Origin of the sequence: Mesorhizobium shonense (assembly GCF_040545255.1) — a bacterium.
GTDB lineage: Bacteria > Pseudomonadota > Alphaproteobacteria > Rhizobiales > Rhizobiaceae > Mesorhizobium > Mesorhizobium shonense.
This window is the reverse complement of record NZ_JBEPLM010000002.1, coordinates 458,781-477,280: the sequence shown is the minus strand read 5'-3', so window position 1 is coordinate 477,280 and position 18,500 is coordinate 458,781. Positions and strand designations below refer to the sequence as shown.

Sequence of the window (18,500 nt, the reverse complement as noted above, 5' to 3'; positions counted from 1 at the left end):
CATTTCGTGCAACCCGCGCTTTCAATTGCCAGCCCCCACAGCCTACCAATCGAACTTGAATTAAAGCTCAAATTCTATTTTGCGGCAAGACGACGGTGACGTCTGTGAAATACATCACTCTCTGCATGGTTTCCATTTGCTTCAACACAACGCCAAAAATTGTGATCGACGGGGCGTTGTTCGGGCAGCGAGTTGCCCGAAAAAGAAATGCCGGGCGCGATAAATCGCGATCGCTGGAAGCATCTTCATGGAAACAAGGGCGCCGCATCGCTGCGGCGCCTTTGTTGTGTCGGGCTAAAGCATGTCCCCCGAAAGTGGGGCCGGTTTCGGGACAAAGACATGCGTAAAATCAAAACGCGCTTTAGGCAGCGTTGCGCGCCAGCGCCCGCTGGTTCGACGCATAGATGGTGTCGCGTGCGGGCAGGGCGCCGGTCTTCAGGCAGTCGATCCATTCGGCGGTCTTGAGTACCGCGGCGAAACGCGACTGCAGCACGACGCTCACCACGCGATGGATGTCCTCGGCGGACGCGTAGCCGGCGCTGTTGGCATAGGGCACCGAGCCGCTGGCATCCGAGAGGAACTCGACGGCAAACCCCATATGCACGGCATGGATGATGGTCGACAGATCGCAATTATGCGTCATGTAGCCGACGACCGCGATCGTATCGATCTGGTTGGTGCGCAGCCAGTCCTCGAGATCCGTGCCCGTGAAGGCGGAGGGCAGTGTCTTTTCGACATAGTGGTCGCGGGCACGCCGGGCGATCTCAGGGTGCAGTTCGCCGCCATGGCTGCCCTTGGCGAAGATCGGCGAGGTCTCCGGCGCCATCTGCTTGACGACGACGATCTTGATGCCGGCCGCCGCCGCGGCGTCCATGGCGCGCGCCACGTTGGCGACGCTGTCGGCGAAGGGCGGATGCTGGATGGCGAGATTGCCGCCGTTATAGTCGTTCTGGACGTCGACGACGACGAGCGCGCGGCGCGGCTGGGTGGCTGGTGCTGACATGGCGATTTCCTTTCGACCGGGTTGATGGGCGCAAAGCTAGCCGAACATCGACACATAGAAAGTGGCCTGATTGACATTATTCGAAAGAATTGGGACACTCAACCCAACCCAATGGTGTCTGCCATGCGTAATCCGATCATTGCCGCCGTCGCCTTCGATGGCATCAGTCCCTTCCACCTCTCCGTGCCTTGCCTTGTGTTCGGCGCGGACCGCACGAAGCTTGGCCTGCCGCGCTTCGACTTCCGCGTCTGCGCAGTCGAACAAGGGCCTATTCATACCGATGCCGGTCTGAGCATTTCGGTCCCGCACGATCTTTCGGCGCTTGACGACGCTGATATCGTCATCATTCCGAGTTGGAAGGATCTCGACGCCCCTCTGGCCGCGCCGCTCAAGCAAGCGCTCGAACGGGCGCATGAACGCGGCGCGCTGATCGTGGGCCTGTGCCTCGGCACCTTCGCCATCGCCGCCGCCGGATTGCTGGCGGGACGCAAGGCGACCACACATTGGGCCTATACCGATCAGCTCAAGGCCATTCACCCCGACATCGCTGTCGACGCCGACGTGCTCTATGTCGATGAAGGCGATATCGTCACCTCCGCCGGCGTCGCTGCGGGTCTCGACTGCTGTCTGCACATCGTGCGGGCTCGCTACGGCGCCGAGGCAGCGCTTCGGCTTGCCCGCCACGTCGTGCTCTCGCCGCACCGGCAAGGCGGACAGGCTCAGTTCATCGAACGCCCGCTCGCGCCGACGCCGAGCGTCGACCGGTTCGCCAAGGCTCTCGACGACGTGCGGGCAACGCTCGGCGAAACCCACAGCCTGGACAACGTCGCCGAAGCGGCAGGCCTTACCCGCCGCACCTTCACGCGCCGCTTCCAGAAGACGACCGGCACCAGCTTCGGCGACTGGCTGGCCGACCAGCGCGTGGCGCTGGCGCAGAGGCTGCTGGAGCAGACGGACAAGTCGATGGATATGGTGGCCTTCGAGGCCGGCTTCGGCAGCGCGACCTCGCTGCGCCAGCATTTCGCCGCGCGGCTCAAGACCTCGCCCATGCAGTATCGGCGCGAATTCTCAAGAGCAATTCCAGGAAAGGTGCTGAGCGGTTTTGCGTCCGGAATTGCGTAAGAACAAATACTGGAGCGTTCAGGTCGCCCTCAACGGCGTGTGACCGCCCGCGCCGGATTGCCGACGACGGTCGCATTGGCCGGCACGTCGCGCGTCACCACCGCGCCGGCACCGACGATGGCGCCGTTGCCGATGTTGACGCCGGCGAGGATCACCGCGCTGCCGCCGATCCAGGCGTCGTCGCAGATCGTCACCGGCTTCGCGATCTCCAGTCCGGCGCGTCGGCCGGCGGCTTCGCGGTGATGTTCGGCGCAATAGATCTGCACATTGGGCCCGAGCATCGTCCTCTTGCCGATGCGGACCGGCGCAGTATCGAGGATGGTGCAGCCGGCATTGAGGAAGACGCCGTCGCCGAGGAACAGGTTGAAGCCGTAGGCGCAGTGGAACGGCGCCTCGATGCGTGCCCCCTCGCCCGCGCCGCCGAGCAGCGCAGCCAACGCGGGACCGATGCCGCCGCGCTGCCGGGGCGGCAGGCCGTTGTGCTCGAAAACGGCATCGCGAGCGGCATCGCGCAGCTCTTCCAGCTCCGGGTCGAGGCAGGTGTACCATTCGCCCGCCGCCATCTTCATGCGCTCGCTTGTCATGTCCGCTCCTCCGATGCCGCCTGCTGCCAAGCACAATCCGCCCCCAAAGCATGTCTCCCGAAAGTGGGAACCGGTTTCGGGACAAAGAGATGCGTAAAATCACAAACCTAAAAGCGCATGGAGCGAATCTGAAAGATCGCGACGCGCTTTAGGGAAAAGCCGTGGCCAAAAGCCCGGCCTATGCTAGCCTGACGTCTCGGGGCCGTGCGAGGCCCTGAATTTGAGGGGGGTCGAGCATGCTTTACATTCTTGCATTGCTGATTGGTGTCGTCACCGGCCTGCGTGTCGGAACGGCGCTTGCCGTCACCGCCTGGGGCGCCTGGCTCGGCTGGCTGCCGGTCGGCGGCACCTGGGCGAGCTTCATGGGCCACTGGATCGCCGTCGGCATCTTCACCATCATGGCGATCGTCGAGCTCATCGCCGACCAGCTGCCGTCGACGCCGAGTCGCAAGGTGCCGCAGCAATTCGGCACGCGCATCGTCGTTGGCGCCTTCTGCGGCGCGGTGATCGGCGCCACTGCCGGCGCCACCATCGGCGGCCTGATCGCCGGCGCGATCGGCGCGGTGATCGGCACGCTGGGCGGCGCGGAAGTTCGTGCACGCATGGCAGCCGCCTTCGGCAAGGATCCGCCGGCTGCCTTCATCGAGGACGCGGTCGCGATCATCGGCGGCCTGCTTATCGTGGCGGCCGTGGCATGACGGCGAAGCGCTTCGACGCCATCGTCATCGGTGCCGGCCAGGCCGGTCCACCGCTCGCCGGCCGGCTCGAGGCCGCCGGCATGAATGTCGCGCTGATCGAGCGCAAATTCGTCGGCGGCACCTGCGTCAACACCGGCTGCATGCCGACCAAGACAATGGTGGCGAGCGCCTATGCCGCGCATCTAGCCCGCCGCGCGACCGACTATGGCGTGGCGCTTTCCGGTCCCGTCGGTGTCGACTATCAGAGGATCAAGGCGCGCAAGGACAAGGTCACGAACGACGCCCGCGGCAATCTCGAAAGCTGGATCGCCGGAATGAAGGGCTGCGCGCTTTATCGCGGCCATGCCCGTTTTGAATCCGCCGACACCGTGCGCGTCGGCGACGACCTGCTGACCGCGCCAAAGATCTTCCTCAACACCGGCGGCCGTGCCTCCGTGCCTGACCTGCCCGGCGTCAACGACATCCGCTATCTCACCAATTCCTCGATGATGGATCTCGATGTGCTGCCCAGCCATCTTATCGTCGTCGGCGGCAGCTACATCTCGCTCGAATTCGCGCAGATGTTCCGCCGCTTCGGATCCGAGGTCACGGTGATCGAGAAAGCGCTTCGGCTGGCCGGCCGCGAGGACGAGGACGTCTCGGCCGCGATCCAGTCCGTCCTCGAAAACGAAGACATTGCCGTCCATGTCGGCGCCGACGACATCGGCTTTGCCAGGAAGGGCAACGAGATCGCCGTGACCTTTTCCGCCGGCCAGCCGCCGGCGGTCGGCTCGCATGTGCTGCTCGCGCTTGGGCGCGTCCCCAACACCGACGATCTTGGTCTCGACAAGGCAGGCGTCAAGGTCGACCAGCGCGGCTACATCGTCGTCGACGACCAACTGCGCACCAGCGTGCCCGGCATCTGGGCGATGGGCGATTGCAACGGCAGGGGCGCCTTCACCCATACCTCCTACAACGACTACGAGATCGTTGCCGCCAATCTGCTCGACAACGATCCACGCAAGGTCAGCGACCGCATCGAGGCCTATGCGCTCTACATCGATCCGCCGCTCGGCCGCTGCGGCATGACGGAGGCGGCGGTGAAGAAATCCGGCCGCCGAGCGCTGATCGGCCAGCGGCCGATGACCCGTGTCGGCCGCGCCGTCGAAAAGGGCGAGACGCAGGGTTTCATGAAGATCCTGGCCGATGCCGACACCGGCGAAATCCTCGGCTGCTCGGTCCTCGGCCCGGGCGGCGACGAGGCGATCCACTCGGTGCTCGACCTCATGTACGCCAAAGCGCCGATCTCGACGCTGGCGCGCGCCATGCACATCCACCCCAATGTCTCGGAGCTGCTGCCGACCATTGCCCAGGAACTGAAGCCGCTGGCCTGAGGCTGGATAAGCCGCCTCAGGCCGCTGGGCTGCGCTGGCGCTCAACCGTGCACAGCGCCGCAGATCCGCCCGCCGGGTAACAGTCTGAGCCGACAGCCCGGCCCGGCTGGACCACTCGACAGTCGAGCCGCAAACATGCATGTCTGGCCTCTCTATCGGAGGCACCTCATGCAGAAGACGATCGAGCGCATCGCCGGCGACAGCGAAGGCGTTGCTTACGAATTCCCGGTTTTCCGCTTCGAGGGCGCGGACAAGTCGGCTCCGACCGCCTATCTCCAGGCCGCCCTGCATGCCGGCGAATTGCCGGGCGTCGTCGCCATCGACGCGCTGATGCCGATGCTGACCAAGGCCGAGGCCGAGAGCCGCATCAGGGGCGCCATCACCGTCGTGCCGTGGGCCAATCCGATCGGCCGGGCGCAATATCATTTCGGCGAGCACCAGGGCCGCTTCAATCTCGGTACCCGCACCAATTTCAACCGTGCCTTCCCGCTGCTTGCAGCGCCGCACGCCGAGCTTTTGCCGGACGTCAGCCTCGGCGGCGCCGACCGCCGGCTGAAGCACCGGCTCGTCGAGCTCTCGCTTGGCCGCGACATCGTGCTCGATCTCCATTGCGACGACGAAGGCCTTGCCTATCTCTACATCCACGCCAGCCTGTGGCCGGCGATGGCCGACTGCGCGGCGGCCATGGGCGTCGATGCCGTCTTGTTATGGAACGAGGACAGCAGCGGCACCTTCGAAGGCGCCTCGATCATGCCCTATCAGAATGTGCCGGCAAGTGTGTCGCGCTTCGACCGGCGCGTCGCCACCACGGTCGAATATCGCGGCATGCTCGACGTCGACGGCGCCTTGGCCGCGTCCGATGCCCAAGGGCTCTATCGACTCTTGGTCACGCGTGGCGTGGTACAGGATCCGTCCGTTCTGAAAGCGAGCAGCTTCACCGGCGCCGTCGTGCCGCTGGAAAACATCGACATGATGCCCTCGCCCAGGGCCGGCGCCATCCTTTACGACGTCAAGCCGGGTGACCGCGTCGCCAAGGGCGACAGGCTGGCGACGATCGTCCACGCGCCCGGCGAAGTCGGCGGCCGCACCGAGGTCTTCGCGCCGCAGTCGGGTTTCATCCTGACCCGGCGTTCCCGCCGCATCATCCGCGCCGGCGAGGATTTGCTGAAGCTGGCAGGCGACAAGCGAAGCGACGACGCGCGCTCCGGCACGCTTGAGGACTAACGCATGTCGCCCAAACTGCGCTGCGGTTTAGGCGAACGACATGCACCAAACAAAGGCCGCCCTCTTCACCGTCTCCACGAAATCCAGTTGCGCGGGTCGCCATTCGCCGCTATGGGAGTCGCCATGAACATGCGTTCGAACAAGACCGTTTGGTGGTGGGCTCGCTGACAGCGGCCGGTTCGAACGCGCGTGCGTAAAGAGAGGGTGGCCGCAACGGAATGTCCGGGCGGCCATTTGTTTTTTCAAGCCATTCCCGGGTCCGTTGCCCAAAACGCTGATGGAGACGGCAATGACGACTAAAGTTCTGGACAACGGGGCCGAGCGCTTCGTCACCGCGGGCGGGGTGACGATCACCCGCGAGCGCCATGACAGGCCCTATGAGGGCGCGATCGATGCCTATGTCGATGGCCTGAATTCCCGCCGCGGCGCGGTGTTTTCCTCCAACTACGAATATCCGGGCCGATACACGCGCTGGGACACGGCCATCATCGACCCGCCGCTAGTGATCTCGGCGCGCGGCCGCGCTGTGCGCATCGAGGCGCTGAACGCCCGTGGCGAAGCACTGTTGCCGGTGATCGGCAAGACGCTCGCAGCGTTGAGCGAGGTGACGATCGCCGAGGCCTCGAAAAAGCTCATCCGCCTCGATGTCGCCAGGCCGGGCCGCGTCTTCACCGAAGAGGAGCGCAGTCGCGTTCCGTCCGTTTTCACGGTGCTGCGCGCCATCACCGCTTTGTTCAAGACCGCCGAGGACGCCAATCTCGGCCTTTACGGCGCCTTCGGCTACGACCTCGCCTTCCAGTTCGACCCTGTCGACTACAAGCTCGAGCGCAAGCAAAGCCAGCGCGACCTGGTGCTCTTCCTGCCTGACGAGATTCTGGTCGTCGACCACTATTCGACCAAGGCCTGGACCGACCGCTACGACTATTCCGGCGAAGGTTTTTCGACGGAAGGCTTGGCGCGCGACGCCCATGTCGAGCCCTTCAAGACCGCCGACCGCATCCCGCCGCGCGGCGACCACGAACCGGGCGAATACGCGAACCTCGTGCGCCGGGCCATGGAGAGCTTCAAGCGCGGCGACCTGTTCGAGGTCGTGCCCGGCCAGATGTTCTACGAGCGCTGCGAGACCCAGCCTTCCGACATTTCCCGCAAGCTGAAGTCGATTAATCCCTCGCCCTATTCCTTCTTCATCAATCTCGGCGAAAACGAATATCTGATCGGCGCCTCGCCCGAGATGTTCGTGCGCGTCAACGGCCGGCGCGTCGAGACCTGCCCGATCTCCGGCACCATCAAGCGCGGCGACGACGCGATCTCCGACAGCGAGCAGATCCTCAAGCTGCTCAACTCCAAGAAGGACGAGTCCGAGCTCACCATGTGCTCGGACGTCGACCGCAACGACAAGTCGCGCGTCTGCGAGCCGGGCTCGGTGCGCGTCATCGGCCGCCGCCAGATCGAGATGTATTCGCGCCTGATCCACACCGTCGACCACATCGAGGGGCGGCTGCGCGAGGGCATGGACGCCTTCGACGCCTTCCTGTCGCACGCCTGGGCGGTCACCGTCACCGGCGCGCCGAAGCTCTGGGCCATGCGCTTCATCGAGCAGAACGAGAAGAGCCCGCGCGCCTGGTATGGCGGCGCCATCGGCATGGTCAACTTCAACGGCGACATGAACACCGGTCTGACGCTGCGCACCATCCGCATCAAGGACGGCATCGCCGAAGTGCGTGCCGGAGCGACGCTGCTCTTCGACAGCGTTCCAGAGGAAGAAGAAGCCGAAACCGAACTGAAGGCATCCGCCATGCTCTCCGCCATCCGCGACGCCAAGACCGGCAACGCCGCAGGCACTGAACGCACCACCGCGCGCGTCGGCGACGGCGTCAACATCCTGCTCGTCGACCACGAGGACTCTTTCGTTCACACTCTGGCCAACTATTTCCGCCAGACCGGCGCCAATGTTTCCACCGTGCGCACCCCGGTGCCCGAAGAGGTCTTCGAGAGGCTGAAGCCCGATCTCGTCGTGCTGTCGCCCGGACCGGGCACGCCGAAGGATTTCGATTGCGCCGCCACCATCAAAAGGGCGCGCGCTCGCGACCTGCCGGTCTTCGGCGTCTGCCTGGGCCTGCAGGCGCTGGCCGAAGCCTATGGCGGCGAGTTGAGGCAACTGCACATCCCGATGCACGGCAAACCCTCGCGCATCCGCGTCTCGAAGCCCGGCATCATCTTCTCTGGGTTGCCGAAGGAAGTGACGGTCGGCCGCTACCATTCGATCTTCGCCGATCCGGTGCGCCTGCCGGACGATTTCGTCGTCACCGCCGAGACCGAAGACGGCATCATAATGGCCTTCGAGCATCGCAAGGAGCCGATCGCCGCCGTGCAGTTCCATCCGGAATCGATCATGACGCTCGGGCAAAATGCCGGCATGCGCATCATCGAGAACATCGTCGCGCATCTGCCGCGCAAGGCCAAGGAAAAGGCCGCGTAGGGACGATGACCGAAGCGCAGGAGACGACGACGGCCGCGGCGAAAGCCGCGACAAGGCAAAAGGTCGAAAGGCTCGCCTTCTGGTCGATCGTCGTCGCCGGCGTCGTGCTCGCCCTCAAGGTCGCCGCCTGGTACATCACCGGCTCCGTCGCGCTTTATTCAGACGCGGCGGAATCGATCGTCAACGTCATCGCGTCGGCCGCCGCCTTCTGGGCGATCCAGGTCAGCTACAAGCCTGCCGACCAGGACCATCCTTTCGGCCATCACAAGGCCGAGTATTTCTCGGCCGTTCTCGAGGGCGTGCTGATCGTCGTCGCAGCACTCCTGATCCTCAACGAGGTCTGGCGATCCTGGCAGCATCCGGCCCCGCTCGAGCAGCCCTGGAAAGGCCTTGCCGTCAACGGCGTGGCAACCGTGGTCAATGCGCTCTGGGCTTGGACGCTGATCCGTACCGGACGGAACGCGAAGTCGCCGGCCCTCGTTGCCGACGGCCAGCACATAATGACCGACGTGGTGACGTCGGTCGGCGTGTTCGGCGGTCTTGTCGGCGCCGTGCTCACCGGCTGGCAGATCCTCGATCCGGCGCTTGCCGTCATCGTCGCGCTCAACATCCTGTGGCAGGGCTGGCATGTCATCGGCTCGTCGATGAGCGGCCTGATGGACCGCGCCGTGGACACGCAAGAGCATATGCAGATCCGCGACATCATCTCGGCCAATTCGAAGGGCGCGCTGGAGGTGCATGACCTCAAGACGCGCATCGCCGGGCGCGCGACCTTCATCGAGTTCCACCTGGTTGTCGATGCCGACATGACGGTCGGCGCCAGCCACGTCATCTGCGACCGCATCGAGGACGCGCTGAAGGCCGAGATCCCCTCGGTGCGCGTCACCATCCATGTCGAGCCGGACGACGAGGCGAAGCTGCCGAAAGGCACGACGGCGGTGCCGTTCGCCTGAAGTCACCAGGTCTCGATAGCCAGATTCTTAATCCGCTCGAACTCGCGAACATTTCGTGTCATCAACGTCAGGCTGCGGGCACGTGCTTGGCCTCCAATAAGCACATCAAAGGGACCAATTGGAGTTCCCGATACCGCCAGCATCGCCCGAATCTCGCCGGCGTGCCGCGCATCTTCCCGATCGAATTCGAGTACCGGGAACAGAAGTGCGTCCAGTCGTGCGAGATTCTGTTCCGTTCGCTGGCCTCTGTAGGCCCCATAATAGAGCTCGTGCGCAACGATGGCCGAAAGCACAAAATCTTGCGCCTTGTTTCGCTTGAGCACTTTCAGCAAATCATCATCGCCCTTCATGATGGCGATGACAGCATTGGTATCGAGCAGATAGATCACTTGAAGACGTCGCCGAGAGCGGGCCGTTTCTGCTCCTCTACCCTTTCCTCCGCCGCATCGACAAAATCGTCGTCAAGTGTCCCGATCACTTGATCGAGCCATGCCCAATCTTGCGGAAGAGGTTCAAGAACGACAGTCTGCCCATGACGGCGGATCGAAACCTCGTCAGTTTCAAAACGAAACTCCTTCGGCAGGCGGACGGCCTGCGAGCGGCCTGACCAGAATATTTTTGCTTTGTTCATCGCAAGCAAATCCATTGATATCTAGCAAAAATATATAGCATCGCACCAACATGGACAAGGCGATCCGTCCCGAAATATCTCACGGTGTGCAAGCCGACTGCGGCATCGGGTTCAGCCTATAGATCTTGTCGTCGGATTTCGTCTTGCCACCCGCTGCCTTCGAGCAGAGGTCGACGATGGCAAGCGCATTGTTGGGATTGGCCAGCATCATCGTGCCGCTGGCGCCGCGCTTGAGAAAAATCTCCTTCTGCGAGATGTCGCAGGCAAAATCGCTCATCTTCGAGCTGGCCGAGCAGCGCCACTGATCGGCCTCGCCCTGGCAGGAATAGGTCTGGGTGACCTTGGCGCCCTTGTTCCTGGTCGTCATCGAAACGGCGATATCCGCCCCGTCGGGCCAGTTCGCGGCATCGCCCCCGGCGGCGAAGGAGGCGAGCTCGATGGGTCCGCGGAAGACGCGGATCGATTGCGTCAACTGGTTGGGATGCGACTTCAGATGCGCATCGTCGTAGTCACGCCCGAAGCAGAAGGGCTGATCGGACTTCAGCCGCTCGCGCAGCGGGGCCCCAAGCGCCGGATCGATCGGATCGATGCGCGCGAACTCCGCCTTGCAGGTGTCAGCCGGCATCGGATCGAGACGGAAATTGTCGTCCTCGCTGCCCAGCGCCTGCTTGTTGTACTCCGCTTTGCCGAGATCTTCCTCCGCGCCGGCGTCGAGGTACACGTCAGGCTGCACGTTGGAGAGGATCAGCCGGCCCTTGTCGTCGACCTTCAGCGAGGCGAGCGTGCGGTCGCATTCCATGCCGCAACGGATGCCGCTAGCCTTGTCGTTCGCATCCTCCCTGTTGCACCAGCCGGCCGCCCATTCCGGCTTCTTGGCGCCGCGCACCGTCGTGGTGAGGAAGCCGTTGTAGGCGGCGTCGCCGAGCGTGCTCGGCTCCTCGTTCGGCCGGCTGACCGGATCATGGCCATAGTAGAAGAAAATGCGCGCCACCTTCTGGTGCGGATGCGCCTTGAGGTGCGCGGCATCGTAGACACGGCCGAAACAGGCATCGGCGCCATTCGGGCTCAATTCGGTGAGCTTGAGAGCATCATCGGCAAGCGCCGCGCCGACAACAAACAACGCGGCACCCAGCGCCGCGCCCCCCACCATCCACGACGTCATGTGATCCTCTCCTCGCACCGACAGGACGTGCCCGAGATTTATGCTAGTCTAGGTTCGCAGCCTCGGCCACGCAAATTGTGGGCAAGCAGGCAGCTGAGGAGGACGTGATGCTGCGCCGTGACATTTTCCGCGCCGGTTTTGCCGCCGCAGCGGGTCTTTTCGGTCTGCGCCAAGCGAGCGCCGCCACGGGCGAGGACAGGCTGAAGGTCGCCTATCACCTCAGCGACGCCGACAAGGTCAATTTCGTCCTCGGCAACATCAAGAACCACTATGAGGGCACCGGCGGCGATGTCGAGATCGTGCTGGTCGTGCACGGTCCGGCCCTCGCCGCCTTCAAGGCGAACAGCGCTTCCGGCGCGACGTCCAGCCGCTTTGCCGGCCTTGTCCAGCAGGGGCTCCTTCCACAGGCTTGCGGCAACACGATGCGCGGCATGGATATCGCGCTTGCCGATCTGCTCGCCGGCTTCCATGTCGCCGACAAGGGTGGCGTCGTCAAGCTCGCGGAGCTGCAGCGCCAGGGCTATGTCTATCTCCGGCCCTGATCTCGCGCCCTGGTTTCGTTTCTTGACTTGAACGCCTGGCCGGCGAGCGCCTACCAATTGCCAGCGCAAATCCCGGAGGTATCGACGTGCCCGACACACTTCTCATCCCAGACCTTGCCGGCAAGGTGGTGCTGGTCACAGGCGCGTCGACCGGGATCGGCGCCGCACTTGCCCAGGCGTATGCCGCGCAGCAATGCCGCGTCGCGCTGCACTACAATTCGAGCCGGGAAGCGGCGGAGGGCGTCGCCAAAACCATCCGTGACGGCGGCGGCGAAGTGTTCCTGACGCAGGGCGATTTTTCGGTTCCCGCCGATGTCGAGCGAGTGGTCGAGCAGAGCGCGCAACATTTCGGCCGGCTCGACGGCCTGGTCAACAATGCCGGCGGCATGCTCGGGCGCGTTGCCTATGCCGAGCAGACCGAGGCGCATTACGACGCGGTGATGGACCTCAACGCACGCTCGGTGCTGACCGCCTCGCGCAAGGCGATCCCGTGGCTGAAGCGCCAGGGCGGCTTCATCATCAACACCTCCTCGATCGCCGCCCGCAACGGTGCCGGTGGCGGCGCCGGCCTCTACGGCTCATCCAAGGCCTTCGTCTCCAACGTGACGCGCGGCATGGCAAAAGAGCTGATCGGGTTCGGCATCCGCGTCAACGCCGTGGCGCCCGGCACCATCCTGACGCCGTTTCACGAGCGCTATTCGAGCGCCGAGCAGATGAAGGCCATGGTTGCCACCATACCGCAGGGTCGCGCCGGAACCGCCGAGGATTGCGTCGGCGCCTATCTGTTCCTGTCCTCCGATCTCTTGAGCGGCTACATCATCGGTCAGGTGATCGAGGTCAACGGTGGCCAGTTGATGCCGTGAGCCGTCGACTGCATACTCGGGCGGCATACAACCTGGAGGGAGAGGAAGGGCATGTTCGGACTGATCGGCAAGATGCGGGCAGCACGCGGCCAGCGCGACGCGGTCATGGACGTGCTGCGTGAAAGCACCGTCGCCCTGCCCGGCTGCCTGAGCTACATCATCGCCACCGATCCCGTCGACGCCGACGCGATCTGGGTCACCGAAGTGTGGACCGACCAGGCAAGCCACAAGGCCTCCCTGCAATTGCCGGAAGTCCAAGCGGCGATCGCCAGGGCGCGTCCTTTCATCGCCGGCTTCGAGTTCCAGGTCGAGACCCATCCGGTCGGCGGCTTCGGCCTGCCGGTCCCCGAGAAGGGCGGCTGAGCGCGAGACTGGCGAATAGCACTTTCCGCGGGAAAATGGGTTCGCATTTGCCAGTGCCCGGTCTAAGAGCCGAGTATGGACTCTTCACCAGAGCGACCGCCACTGGATCAGCCACCCGTTGAACGCATGGCGCGGTTGCGCCAGCCGTGGCAGTGGCTGGTGTTGCTGGTGTTCTCGCTGCTCTTTGCCGGCGCGCTGGAACTGGCCGCCCTGCCGGCGGCGCTGCTGATCGGCCCGATGATGGCCGCGATCCTGGCCGGCACCAATGGCGCTACGGTGCGTGTGCCCCGCCCGCTGTTCGGCTCCGCCCAGGCCGTGGTCGGCTGCCTGGTGGCGAACTCGATCTCGGCCGACATCTTCCCGGTCTTCTACGCCGAATGGCAGCTCTTCCTTGGCGTTGTGGTTGCGACCCTCGCCGCTTCCAGCCTGCTCGGCTGGCTGATCAGCCGCTGGCGCATCCTGCCCGGCACCACCGCCGTCTGGGGCTCCTCGCCGGGCGCGGCCACCGCCATGGTGCTGATGGCCGGCGCCTTCGGCGCGGACCAGCGCCTCGTCGCCTTCATGCAATATCTGCGCGTCATCTTCGTCTCGATGACGGCGGCGCTCGTCGCCAAGATGTGGGTCGACACGTCAGGCATCGAAGTGCCGCCCATCGTCTGGTTTCCGCCGATAGATCTGTTGGCCTTCACCGCCACCATCGCCATCGCGATCGTCGGCGGCCTGCTCGGAAGGCTGCTGCGGCTGCCCTCGCCCTTCTTTCTCGGCACCTTCATCTTCGGCGCCGTGGTCCATCTCGGCTTCGGCGTGCCGATGCAATTGCCGCCGTGGCTGCTGGCGGTCAGCTACGGGATGGTCGGCTGGTCGATCGGATTGAACTTCACCCGGCCGATCCTGCGCCATGCGGCACGCGCCCTGCCGCAGATCATCGCCTCGATCGTGGCGCTGATCGCCTTCTGCGGCGGGCTGGCTTTCGTCATCAGCCGCGTGCTCGGCATCGACCCGTTGACCGCCTATCTCGCCACCAGCCCAGGCGGCATGGACAGCGTCGCCATCATTGCCGCCGCCGCGCAGAACGTCGACATTTCTTTCGTCATGGCGCTGCAATCGGCCCGCTTCCTGGTCGTGTTGCTCATTGGGCCAAGCGTAGCCAAGCTGGTGGCGCGAAACGTCAGGGACTGATCCGCGATATCCCTTTGCGAGGGGAAACAAAGGAGGCAGCTCATGACCCGCCGTTTGAACGTCGTCGATCTCACTGGCCGTGTCGCCGTCGTGACGGGCGGCGCGCAAGGCATCGGTCTTGCCGTCGCCCGGCGTCTGCTCTCGTCGGGCGCAGGCGTCGCCATCTGGGACATCGACCAGGCCGCGATGACAGGTGCCCTGGCCGAGCTTGCGCCGCTTGGTCGCGTCGAAGCCTTGCTTTGCGACCAATCGCAGATCGAAGCCGTCGACCGCGCCGCCATCGAAACCGAGCGGGCGCTCGGTCCCGTCGATCTTCTCGTCAACAATGCCGGCATTGCCGGCCCGGCCGCGACGGTCGTGGACTATGACCCGGCTGCCTGGCGGCAGATCGTCGACATCGACCTCAACGGCGTCTTTTATTGTTGTAGGCGCCTGGTGCCCGGCATGATCGCGCGCAACTACGGCCGCATCGTCAATGTCGCTTCCGTCGCCGGCAAGGAAGGCAATCCCAATGCCGCCGCCTATTCGGCGGCCAAGGCCGGCGTGCTTGCGTTGACCAAATCGCTCGGTAAGGAACTCGCCGGTCACGACATTGCCGTCAACGCGCTGACTCCCTCGCCTGCCCGTACCCGCATCCTCGAGCAGCTCACAGAGGCCCAGGTGACCTACATGCTTGGCAAGGTTCCACGCGGCCGCTTCGTAGAGGTGGAGGAGGCCGCCGCCATGGTCGCGTTCATGCTCTCCGACGAGAATTCCTTCACCACCGGCGCTACCTTCGATCTCTCCGGCGGACGCGCGACCTATTAAGCGAGGCCTGCGAAAGCGGCCACCGTCACCTTTTCGCATCGCATGCGCTGGGGTCATGGTCAGCCTTCGGCAAAGGCATCAAAAAATACTTGACTCAGTTACTCATATTTGAGAGCGCGAAAGCGCAATCAAACATGATAATTGGAGACGAGTTTATGCGCGAGCGGCCGAGGACATGGCGCCCAAAGATATCACGCCAGGCGATGTCATTGCTGGCAGGCACCGCGATCCTCGGCCAGGCCTGGCCGGCAATCGCGCAGGAGAATGGAGACGCCACCGTCCTCAGCAAGATCGAGGTGACCGGGCAAAGCAACGAGATCCTGGTGCAGGACGGCTATGTCGCCAAGAAGGACCGCATCGGCACCAAGGTCGACACGCCGATCGTCAAGATCCCGCAGGCCGTCTCGGTGGTGACGCAGAAGCAGATCGAGGACCAGAAGCCGCGCACGCTGAACGATGCGCTGGGCTACACGGCCAGCGCCAATCCCAACAGCTTCGGCTTAGACACTCGCTACGACGCCTTCTTCCTGCGCGGCTTCCAGGCCTTCTACAACAGCATGTTCCGCGACGGGCTGCGCCAGTACAACGGGCCTTCGGCTTGGTTCAAGACCGAGCCTTACGGCATCGAGGGCGTCACCATCCTGAAGGGGCCGGCGTCCTCGCTTTACGGCGTCAGCGGCCCAGGCGGCATCGTCAACGTCGTCACCAAGCGGCCCAAGGACGAGCCGTTCCACGAGATCGAATTGCTGGCCGGCGAGCACAACCGCTTCCAGGCGGCCCTCGATGCCTCGGGACCGGTGAACGAAGACGGCAGCATCCTCTACCGCTTCACCAGCCTTGGCCGCCTCAGCGAAACCGACCTGCCCGCCTATCCCGACGACAAGCTCTATCTGGCGCCGGCCGTCACCTTCAAGCCGGACGAGGACACAAGGCTCACCATCCTCGGCGAATATTCGAAGTCGGTCACCGGCGGCACCGCGGCCTTCTACAACTCGGCCTATGGCGCATTGTCCAACGTCTATGAAGGCGATCCGGCCTGGAACGACTTCAGCCAGGACCAGGGCCGCATCGGCTATGAATTCGAGCACCGTTTCAGCGACTGGCTCACCGTCCGCCAGAACCTTCGCTACAATGCCGTCGACAGCGACATCGAATACAGCGGCCACTATTCGGTCGGCGCCGACCAGCCGCTGCAGCGCTACTGGGGCCACTACACCGAGACGATGAGGAACTTCGTCGTCGACAACATGGCGCAGCTCGAATTCGACACCGGCCCGGTGCGGCACACCGCGGTCGGCGGCATCGACTATGCCTGGTCGGACTACGACGCCGGCAGCGGGCTTTCCTATGTCTCGGTCGACGACATCAAGTCAGCACCCGTTCCCTATTCCGGCGGTCAGCAGATGAACCAGCTCGGCGTCTACCTGCACGACCAGATGGAGTGGAACGATTTCACGCTGTTCACCAGCGGCCGTTATGATTGGGTCGACACCACCTCGACGGCGGCGGATTTCAGCCAGTCGAAGCAGAAGGACAGCGCCTTCTCCGGCCGCATCGGCCTCTCCTACCGGACCGAATGGGGCATCATCCCATACGTCAACTATTCGACCTCGTTCTCGCCCAACATCGGCTTCGTCTATGACGACATCAACAGCAATGTCAGCCGCGTCGCCCGCCCGACGATCGCGACGCAGAAGGAGATCGGCGTCAAATACGAAATCCCGGATTACAACGCGACGGTCAGCGCCGCGCTGTTCGACATCGACCAGAAGGACGGCGTCGTGTTCGACGCCTCGTCCGGCATCAACAAGCAGCGCCAGCTCGACCTCAACTCGCGCGGCGTCGAATTGGAAGCCAATGCCTCGCTCGACAACGGCTTCAGCGTCATCGCTTCCTACACCTATCTGCGCGTGAAGATCGAACGCGGTGCGGCAGGCACCGACGGCAAGGAGCTGTCGGCGACGCCGAACCACATCCTGTCGCTTTGGGGCCACTATCAGTTCGAGAACGGCACGTTGGAAGGGCTCGGGCTCGGCGCCGGCGTGCGCTTTGCCGGTGCCAGCTACGGCGACGACACCAACACCTTCAAGAACGATGCGCGCGCCTTCGTCGACGCCTCGCTGTCCTATGACTTCGGCTACCGCAATCCGAAGCTCGAGGGCGTCAAGCTGCAGGTCAACGCCAAGAACCTCTTCGACAACCAGCAGACGATCTGCTCGGCGGGCTATTGCTACCGCGACGAAGGCCGTTCGCTGTTCGGCAGCCTGCGCTACCGCTTCTGAGGCCGCACCGACTGCCGTGAAGCGTGCGGCGAGGACAAATCCAAATTCATGGATTGTCCTGTTCCTCGCCGTCCCCGCCCTCGCCATGCGCGCCACGGCGCCAATAGGCGGTGACCAGATGCCGGTCGCGCGGCAGGCCCCACTTCTTGCGCACGATCCTGCGGATCTCCCGGAAGTCGGCGAACTCGCATCCGGCCCAGACATAGAGATCGTCGGCCGCATGATCGCGTTCGCCCAATGCCGCCGGCAGCAGACCGGCGCGGCCTGCTTCGCGGCCGTGCCGGTAGAGCCAGCGGACGGCGATGTTATCGCCCTGTGTCAGCGCGATCCGGTCTTCCGGACCATCGACCTCGATCAGGGCCTCGGCGCAAGCCGCTGGCGGGAGTTCCTCCAGGATCCTGCCGATGGCGGGAAGCGCCGTGTCATCGCCGACCAGGAGCAGATTTTGCGCCTCCGGCACGCCACCACCGCCGGGGCCGATCATGCCGATGACATCGCCGGCCCGCGCGCCCTGCGCGAAAGCCGCGGCCGGCGTTTCAGTTCCCGGATGCAGCACGAAGTCGATGTCGAGCCAGCCATCGGCGACATCGAGCGCGCGGATCGTATAGACGCGGACGGTGAGCGCATCCTCGCCTGATGGCCACACGATCATGCCGTCGGCGCCCATGGAGGGCCACACCGGCTGCCGCCCGGCAGGGGGCAGCAACAGCCGCACATGCAGCCCGCCATGGGCGAAGCGACCGAGGTCGTGGCCCGAGAAGCGCACACGCTGCATATGTGGCGACAGCCGCGTCGAGGATTGCACGGTGATCTCACGGAAGAAGACGGGCGTGCCGGCATCGCTGCCGTCGCCCTGCCAGCGCAAGCCGCCGGTGGTTCCCAACTGCCCGGCGATATGACCCGCAACGATCATCTTCATGTAGGACAAGCAGGTTTCGTCTTGCGCCGCGACCCGGATGCGTACACCGCCGTCGTCGAGCGTGGCATTCAGCGAGCCGTAATGCATGTGGAATTCCCACTGGCCGGCAATACCAGTGTCGATCTCGCAGTCACGGTGTTCGGCGCGCAGACTGTCCATCACCGCCCGAATGGCGTTATTGCGGATATCGGCTTGCGCGCTTAGTCGATCCATAGCTCAAGTCTCCTGGAACCGGCGCATGCAAGGGCGCCATCCGTCAGGCGGGCATGCCACAATGGCACCCTGGTTTCCACAGAAACTTGACTAAACAATTCAT

Annotated in this window: 18 protein-coding genes; 12 read left to right on the top strand and 6 right to left on the bottom strand. The window is 64.2% G+C overall.

The genetic code is table 11. The annotated features are described in order from the left end of the window. Positions 1-361 precede the first annotated feature (361 nt). Positions 362-1,003, bottom strand: a complete 642-nt coding sequence (locus ABID26_RS07735) for a cysteine hydrolase family protein (protein WP_292298851.1) — start codon at positions 1,001-1,003, stop codon at positions 362-364. Between the two features lie 123 nt (positions 1,004-1,126). On the opposite strand from ABID26_RS07735, the gene ABID26_RS07730 reads away from it, so the two are divergent. Next, complete coding sequence (locus ABID26_RS07730; RefSeq protein ID WP_126098278.1) at positions 1,127-2,125, top strand: helix-turn-helix domain-containing protein; 999 nt, start codon at positions 1,127-1,129, stop codon at positions 2,123-2,125. Positions 2,126-2,154: 29 nt separating this feature from the next. On the opposite strand, the gene ABID26_RS07725 is transcribed toward ABID26_RS07730, so the two are convergent. Further along, positions 2,155-2,709 (bottom strand): sugar O-acetyltransferase, encoded by a 555-nt coding sequence (locus ABID26_RS07725; protein ID WP_292298853.1) that lies wholly within the window; start codon positions 2,707-2,709, stop codon positions 2,155-2,157. 236 nt (positions 2,710-2,945) lie between these two features. On the opposite strand from ABID26_RS07725, the gene ABID26_RS07720 reads away from it, so the two are divergent. The 5 genes from ABID26_RS07720 (at position 2,946) to ABID26_RS07700 (ending at position 9,436) form a co-directional block, all read left to right on the top strand. Continuing rightward, positions 2,946-3,407, top strand: coding sequence for a DUF4126 domain-containing protein (locus ABID26_RS07720; RefSeq protein WP_126098276.1), 462 nt, complete (start codon positions 2,946-2,948; stop codon positions 3,405-3,407). Next, the gene (locus ABID26_RS07715; RefSeq protein WP_126098275.1) at positions 3,404-4,780 is read left to right on the top strand and encodes an FAD-containing oxidoreductase; all 1,377 of its coding nucleotides are present in this window, start codon (positions 3,404-3,406) and stop codon (positions 4,778-4,780) included. Before ABID26_RS07720 ends, ABID26_RS07715 begins: the two co-directional genes overlap by 4 nt. A gap of 168 nt (positions 4,781-4,948) precedes the next feature. After that, positions 4,949-6,004, top strand: coding sequence for a M14 family metallopeptidase (locus ABID26_RS07710; protein WP_126098274.1), 1,056 nt, complete (start codon positions 4,949-4,951; stop codon positions 6,002-6,004). 289 nt (positions 6,005-6,293) lie between these two features. After that, positions 6,294-8,483, top strand: a complete 2,190-nt coding sequence (locus tag ABID26_RS07705; protein WP_292298858.1) for an anthranilate synthase — start codon at positions 6,294-6,296, stop codon at positions 8,481-8,483. Positions 8,484-8,488: 5 nt separating this feature from the next. After that, on the top strand, positions 8,489-9,436 hold the full coding sequence (locus ABID26_RS07700; protein WP_126098272.1) for a cation diffusion facilitator family transporter: 948 nt from the start codon (positions 8,489-8,491) through the stop codon (positions 9,434-9,436). A 2-nt stretch (positions 9,437-9,438) separates the two neighbouring features. Here ABID26_RS07700 and ABID26_RS07695 read toward each other — a convergent pair whose 3' ends face one another. The 3 genes from ABID26_RS07695 to ABID26_RS07685 all read right to left on the bottom strand — a co-directional run bounded on the left by ABID26_RS07695 (position 9,439) and on the right by ABID26_RS07685 (position 11,229). Then, positions 9,439-9,825 carry a type II toxin-antitoxin system VapC family toxin gene (locus tag ABID26_RS07695; protein WP_292298861.1) on the bottom strand — a complete coding sequence of 129 codons (387 nt, stop codon included), beginning with the start codon at positions 9,823-9,825 and terminating at the stop codon, positions 9,439-9,441. After that, the gene (locus ABID26_RS07690; RefSeq protein ID WP_126098270.1) at positions 9,822-10,067 is read right to left on the bottom strand and encodes an antitoxin; all 246 of its coding nucleotides are present in this window, start codon (positions 10,065-10,067) and stop codon (positions 9,822-9,824) included. Before ABID26_RS07690 ends, ABID26_RS07695 begins: the two co-directional genes overlap by 4 nt. A 79-nt stretch (positions 10,068-10,146) precedes the next feature. Then, on the bottom strand, positions 10,147-11,229 hold the full coding sequence (locus ABID26_RS07685) for a hypothetical protein (RefSeq protein WP_292298863.1): 1,083 nt from the start codon (positions 11,227-11,229) through the stop codon (positions 10,147-10,149). Between the two features lie 107 nt (positions 11,230-11,336). Here ABID26_RS07685 and ABID26_RS07680 point away from each other — a divergent pair, with 107 nt between their 5' ends. The 6 genes from ABID26_RS07680 to ABID26_RS07655 all read left to right on the top strand — a co-directional run bounded on the left by ABID26_RS07680 (position 11,337) and on the right by ABID26_RS07655 (position 17,265). Next, positions 11,337-11,771: a DsrE family protein gene (locus ABID26_RS07680; RefSeq protein ID WP_292298865.1), complete on the top strand. Its 435-nt coding sequence runs from the start codon at positions 11,337-11,339 to the stop codon at positions 11,769-11,771. 86 nt (positions 11,772-11,857) lie between these two features. Then, on the top strand, positions 11,858-12,634 hold the full coding sequence (locus ABID26_RS07675; RefSeq protein ID WP_435528554.1) for an SDR family NAD(P)-dependent oxidoreductase: 777 nt from the start codon (positions 11,858-11,860) through the stop codon (positions 12,632-12,634). Between the two features lie 51 nt (positions 12,635-12,685). After that, the gene (locus tag ABID26_RS07670; protein ID WP_292298867.1) at positions 12,686-12,997 is read left to right on the top strand and encodes a putative quinol monooxygenase; all 312 of its coding nucleotides are present in this window, start codon (positions 12,686-12,688) and stop codon (positions 12,995-12,997) included. Between the two features lie 75 nt (positions 12,998-13,072). Then, on the top strand, positions 13,073-14,176 hold the full coding sequence (locus ABID26_RS07665) for an AbrB family transcriptional regulator (RefSeq protein WP_292298869.1): 1,104 nt from the start codon (positions 13,073-13,075) through the stop codon (positions 14,174-14,176). A 54-nt stretch (positions 14,177-14,230) separates the two neighbouring features. Next, a complete protein-coding gene (locus tag ABID26_RS07660; protein ID WP_292298908.1) occupies positions 14,231-14,983 on the top strand; it encodes an SDR family NAD(P)-dependent oxidoreductase in 753 nt (250 codons plus the stop codon). Positions 14,984-15,186: 203 nt separating this feature from the next. Further along, positions 15,187-17,265, top strand: a complete 2,079-nt coding sequence (locus tag ABID26_RS07655; protein WP_292298870.1) for a TonB-dependent siderophore receptor — start codon at positions 15,187-15,189, stop codon at positions 17,263-17,265. Positions 17,266-17,311: 46 nt separating this feature from the next. Here the strand turns inward: ABID26_RS07655 and ABID26_RS07650 are convergent, their stop codons facing one another. Continuing rightward, positions 17,312-18,397 (bottom strand): siderophore-interacting protein, encoded by a 1,086-nt coding sequence (locus ABID26_RS07650; RefSeq protein ID WP_292298872.1) that lies wholly within the window; start codon positions 18,395-18,397, stop codon positions 17,312-17,314. Positions 18,398-18,500 lie beyond the last annotated feature (103 nt).

Excerpts from the sequence above, each read along its gene's own strand:
- ABID26_RS07735 (WP_292298851.1), bottom strand. The coding sequence starts at position 1,003 with ATGTCAGCACCAGCCACCCAGCCGCGCCGCGCGCTCGTCGTCGTCGAC.
- ABID26_RS07730 (WP_126098278.1), top strand. The coding sequence starts at position 1,127 with ATGCGTAATCCGATCATTGCCGCCGTCGCCTTCGATGGCATCAGTCCC.
- ABID26_RS07725 (WP_292298853.1), bottom strand. The coding sequence starts at position 2,709 with ATGACAAGCGAGCGCATGAAGATGGCGGCGGGCGAATGGTACACCTGC.
- ABID26_RS07720 (WP_126098276.1), top strand. The coding sequence starts at position 2,946 with ATGCTTTACATTCTTGCATTGCTGATTGGTGTCGTCACCGGCCTGCGT.
- ABID26_RS07715 (WP_126098275.1), top strand. The coding sequence starts at position 3,404 with ATGACGGCGAAGCGCTTCGACGCCATCGTCATCGGTGCCGGCCAGGCC.
- ABID26_RS07710 (WP_126098274.1), top strand. The coding sequence starts at position 4,949 with ATGCAGAAGACGATCGAGCGCATCGCCGGCGACAGCGAAGGCGTTGCT.
- ABID26_RS07705 (WP_292298858.1), top strand. The coding sequence starts at position 6,294 with ATGACGACTAAAGTTCTGGACAACGGGGCCGAGCGCTTCGTCACCGCG.
- ABID26_RS07700 (WP_126098272.1), top strand. The coding sequence starts at position 8,489 with ATGACCGAAGCGCAGGAGACGACGACGGCCGCGGCGAAAGCCGCGACA.
- ABID26_RS07690 (WP_126098270.1), bottom strand. The coding sequence starts at position 10,067 with ATGAACAAAGCAAAAATATTCTGGTCAGGCCGCTCGCAGGCCGTCCGC.
- ABID26_RS07685 (WP_292298863.1), bottom strand. The coding sequence starts at position 11,229 with ATGACGTCGTGGATGGTGGGGGGCGCGGCGCTGGGTGCCGCGTTGTTT.
- ABID26_RS07680 (WP_292298865.1), top strand. The coding sequence starts at position 11,337 with ATGCTGCGCCGTGACATTTTCCGCGCCGGTTTTGCCGCCGCAGCGGGT.
- ABID26_RS07670 (WP_292298867.1), top strand. The coding sequence starts at position 12,686 with ATGTTCGGACTGATCGGCAAGATGCGGGCAGCACGCGGCCAGCGCGAC.
- ABID26_RS07665 (WP_292298869.1), top strand. The coding sequence starts at position 13,073 with ATGGACTCTTCACCAGAGCGACCGCCACTGGATCAGCCACCCGTTGAA.
- ABID26_RS07655 (WP_292298870.1), top strand. The coding sequence starts at position 15,187 with ATGTCATTGCTGGCAGGCACCGCGATCCTCGGCCAGGCCTGGCCGGCA.
- ABID26_RS07650 (WP_292298872.1), bottom strand. The coding sequence starts at position 18,397 with ATGGATCGACTAAGCGCGCAAGCCGATATCCGCAATAACGCCATTCGG.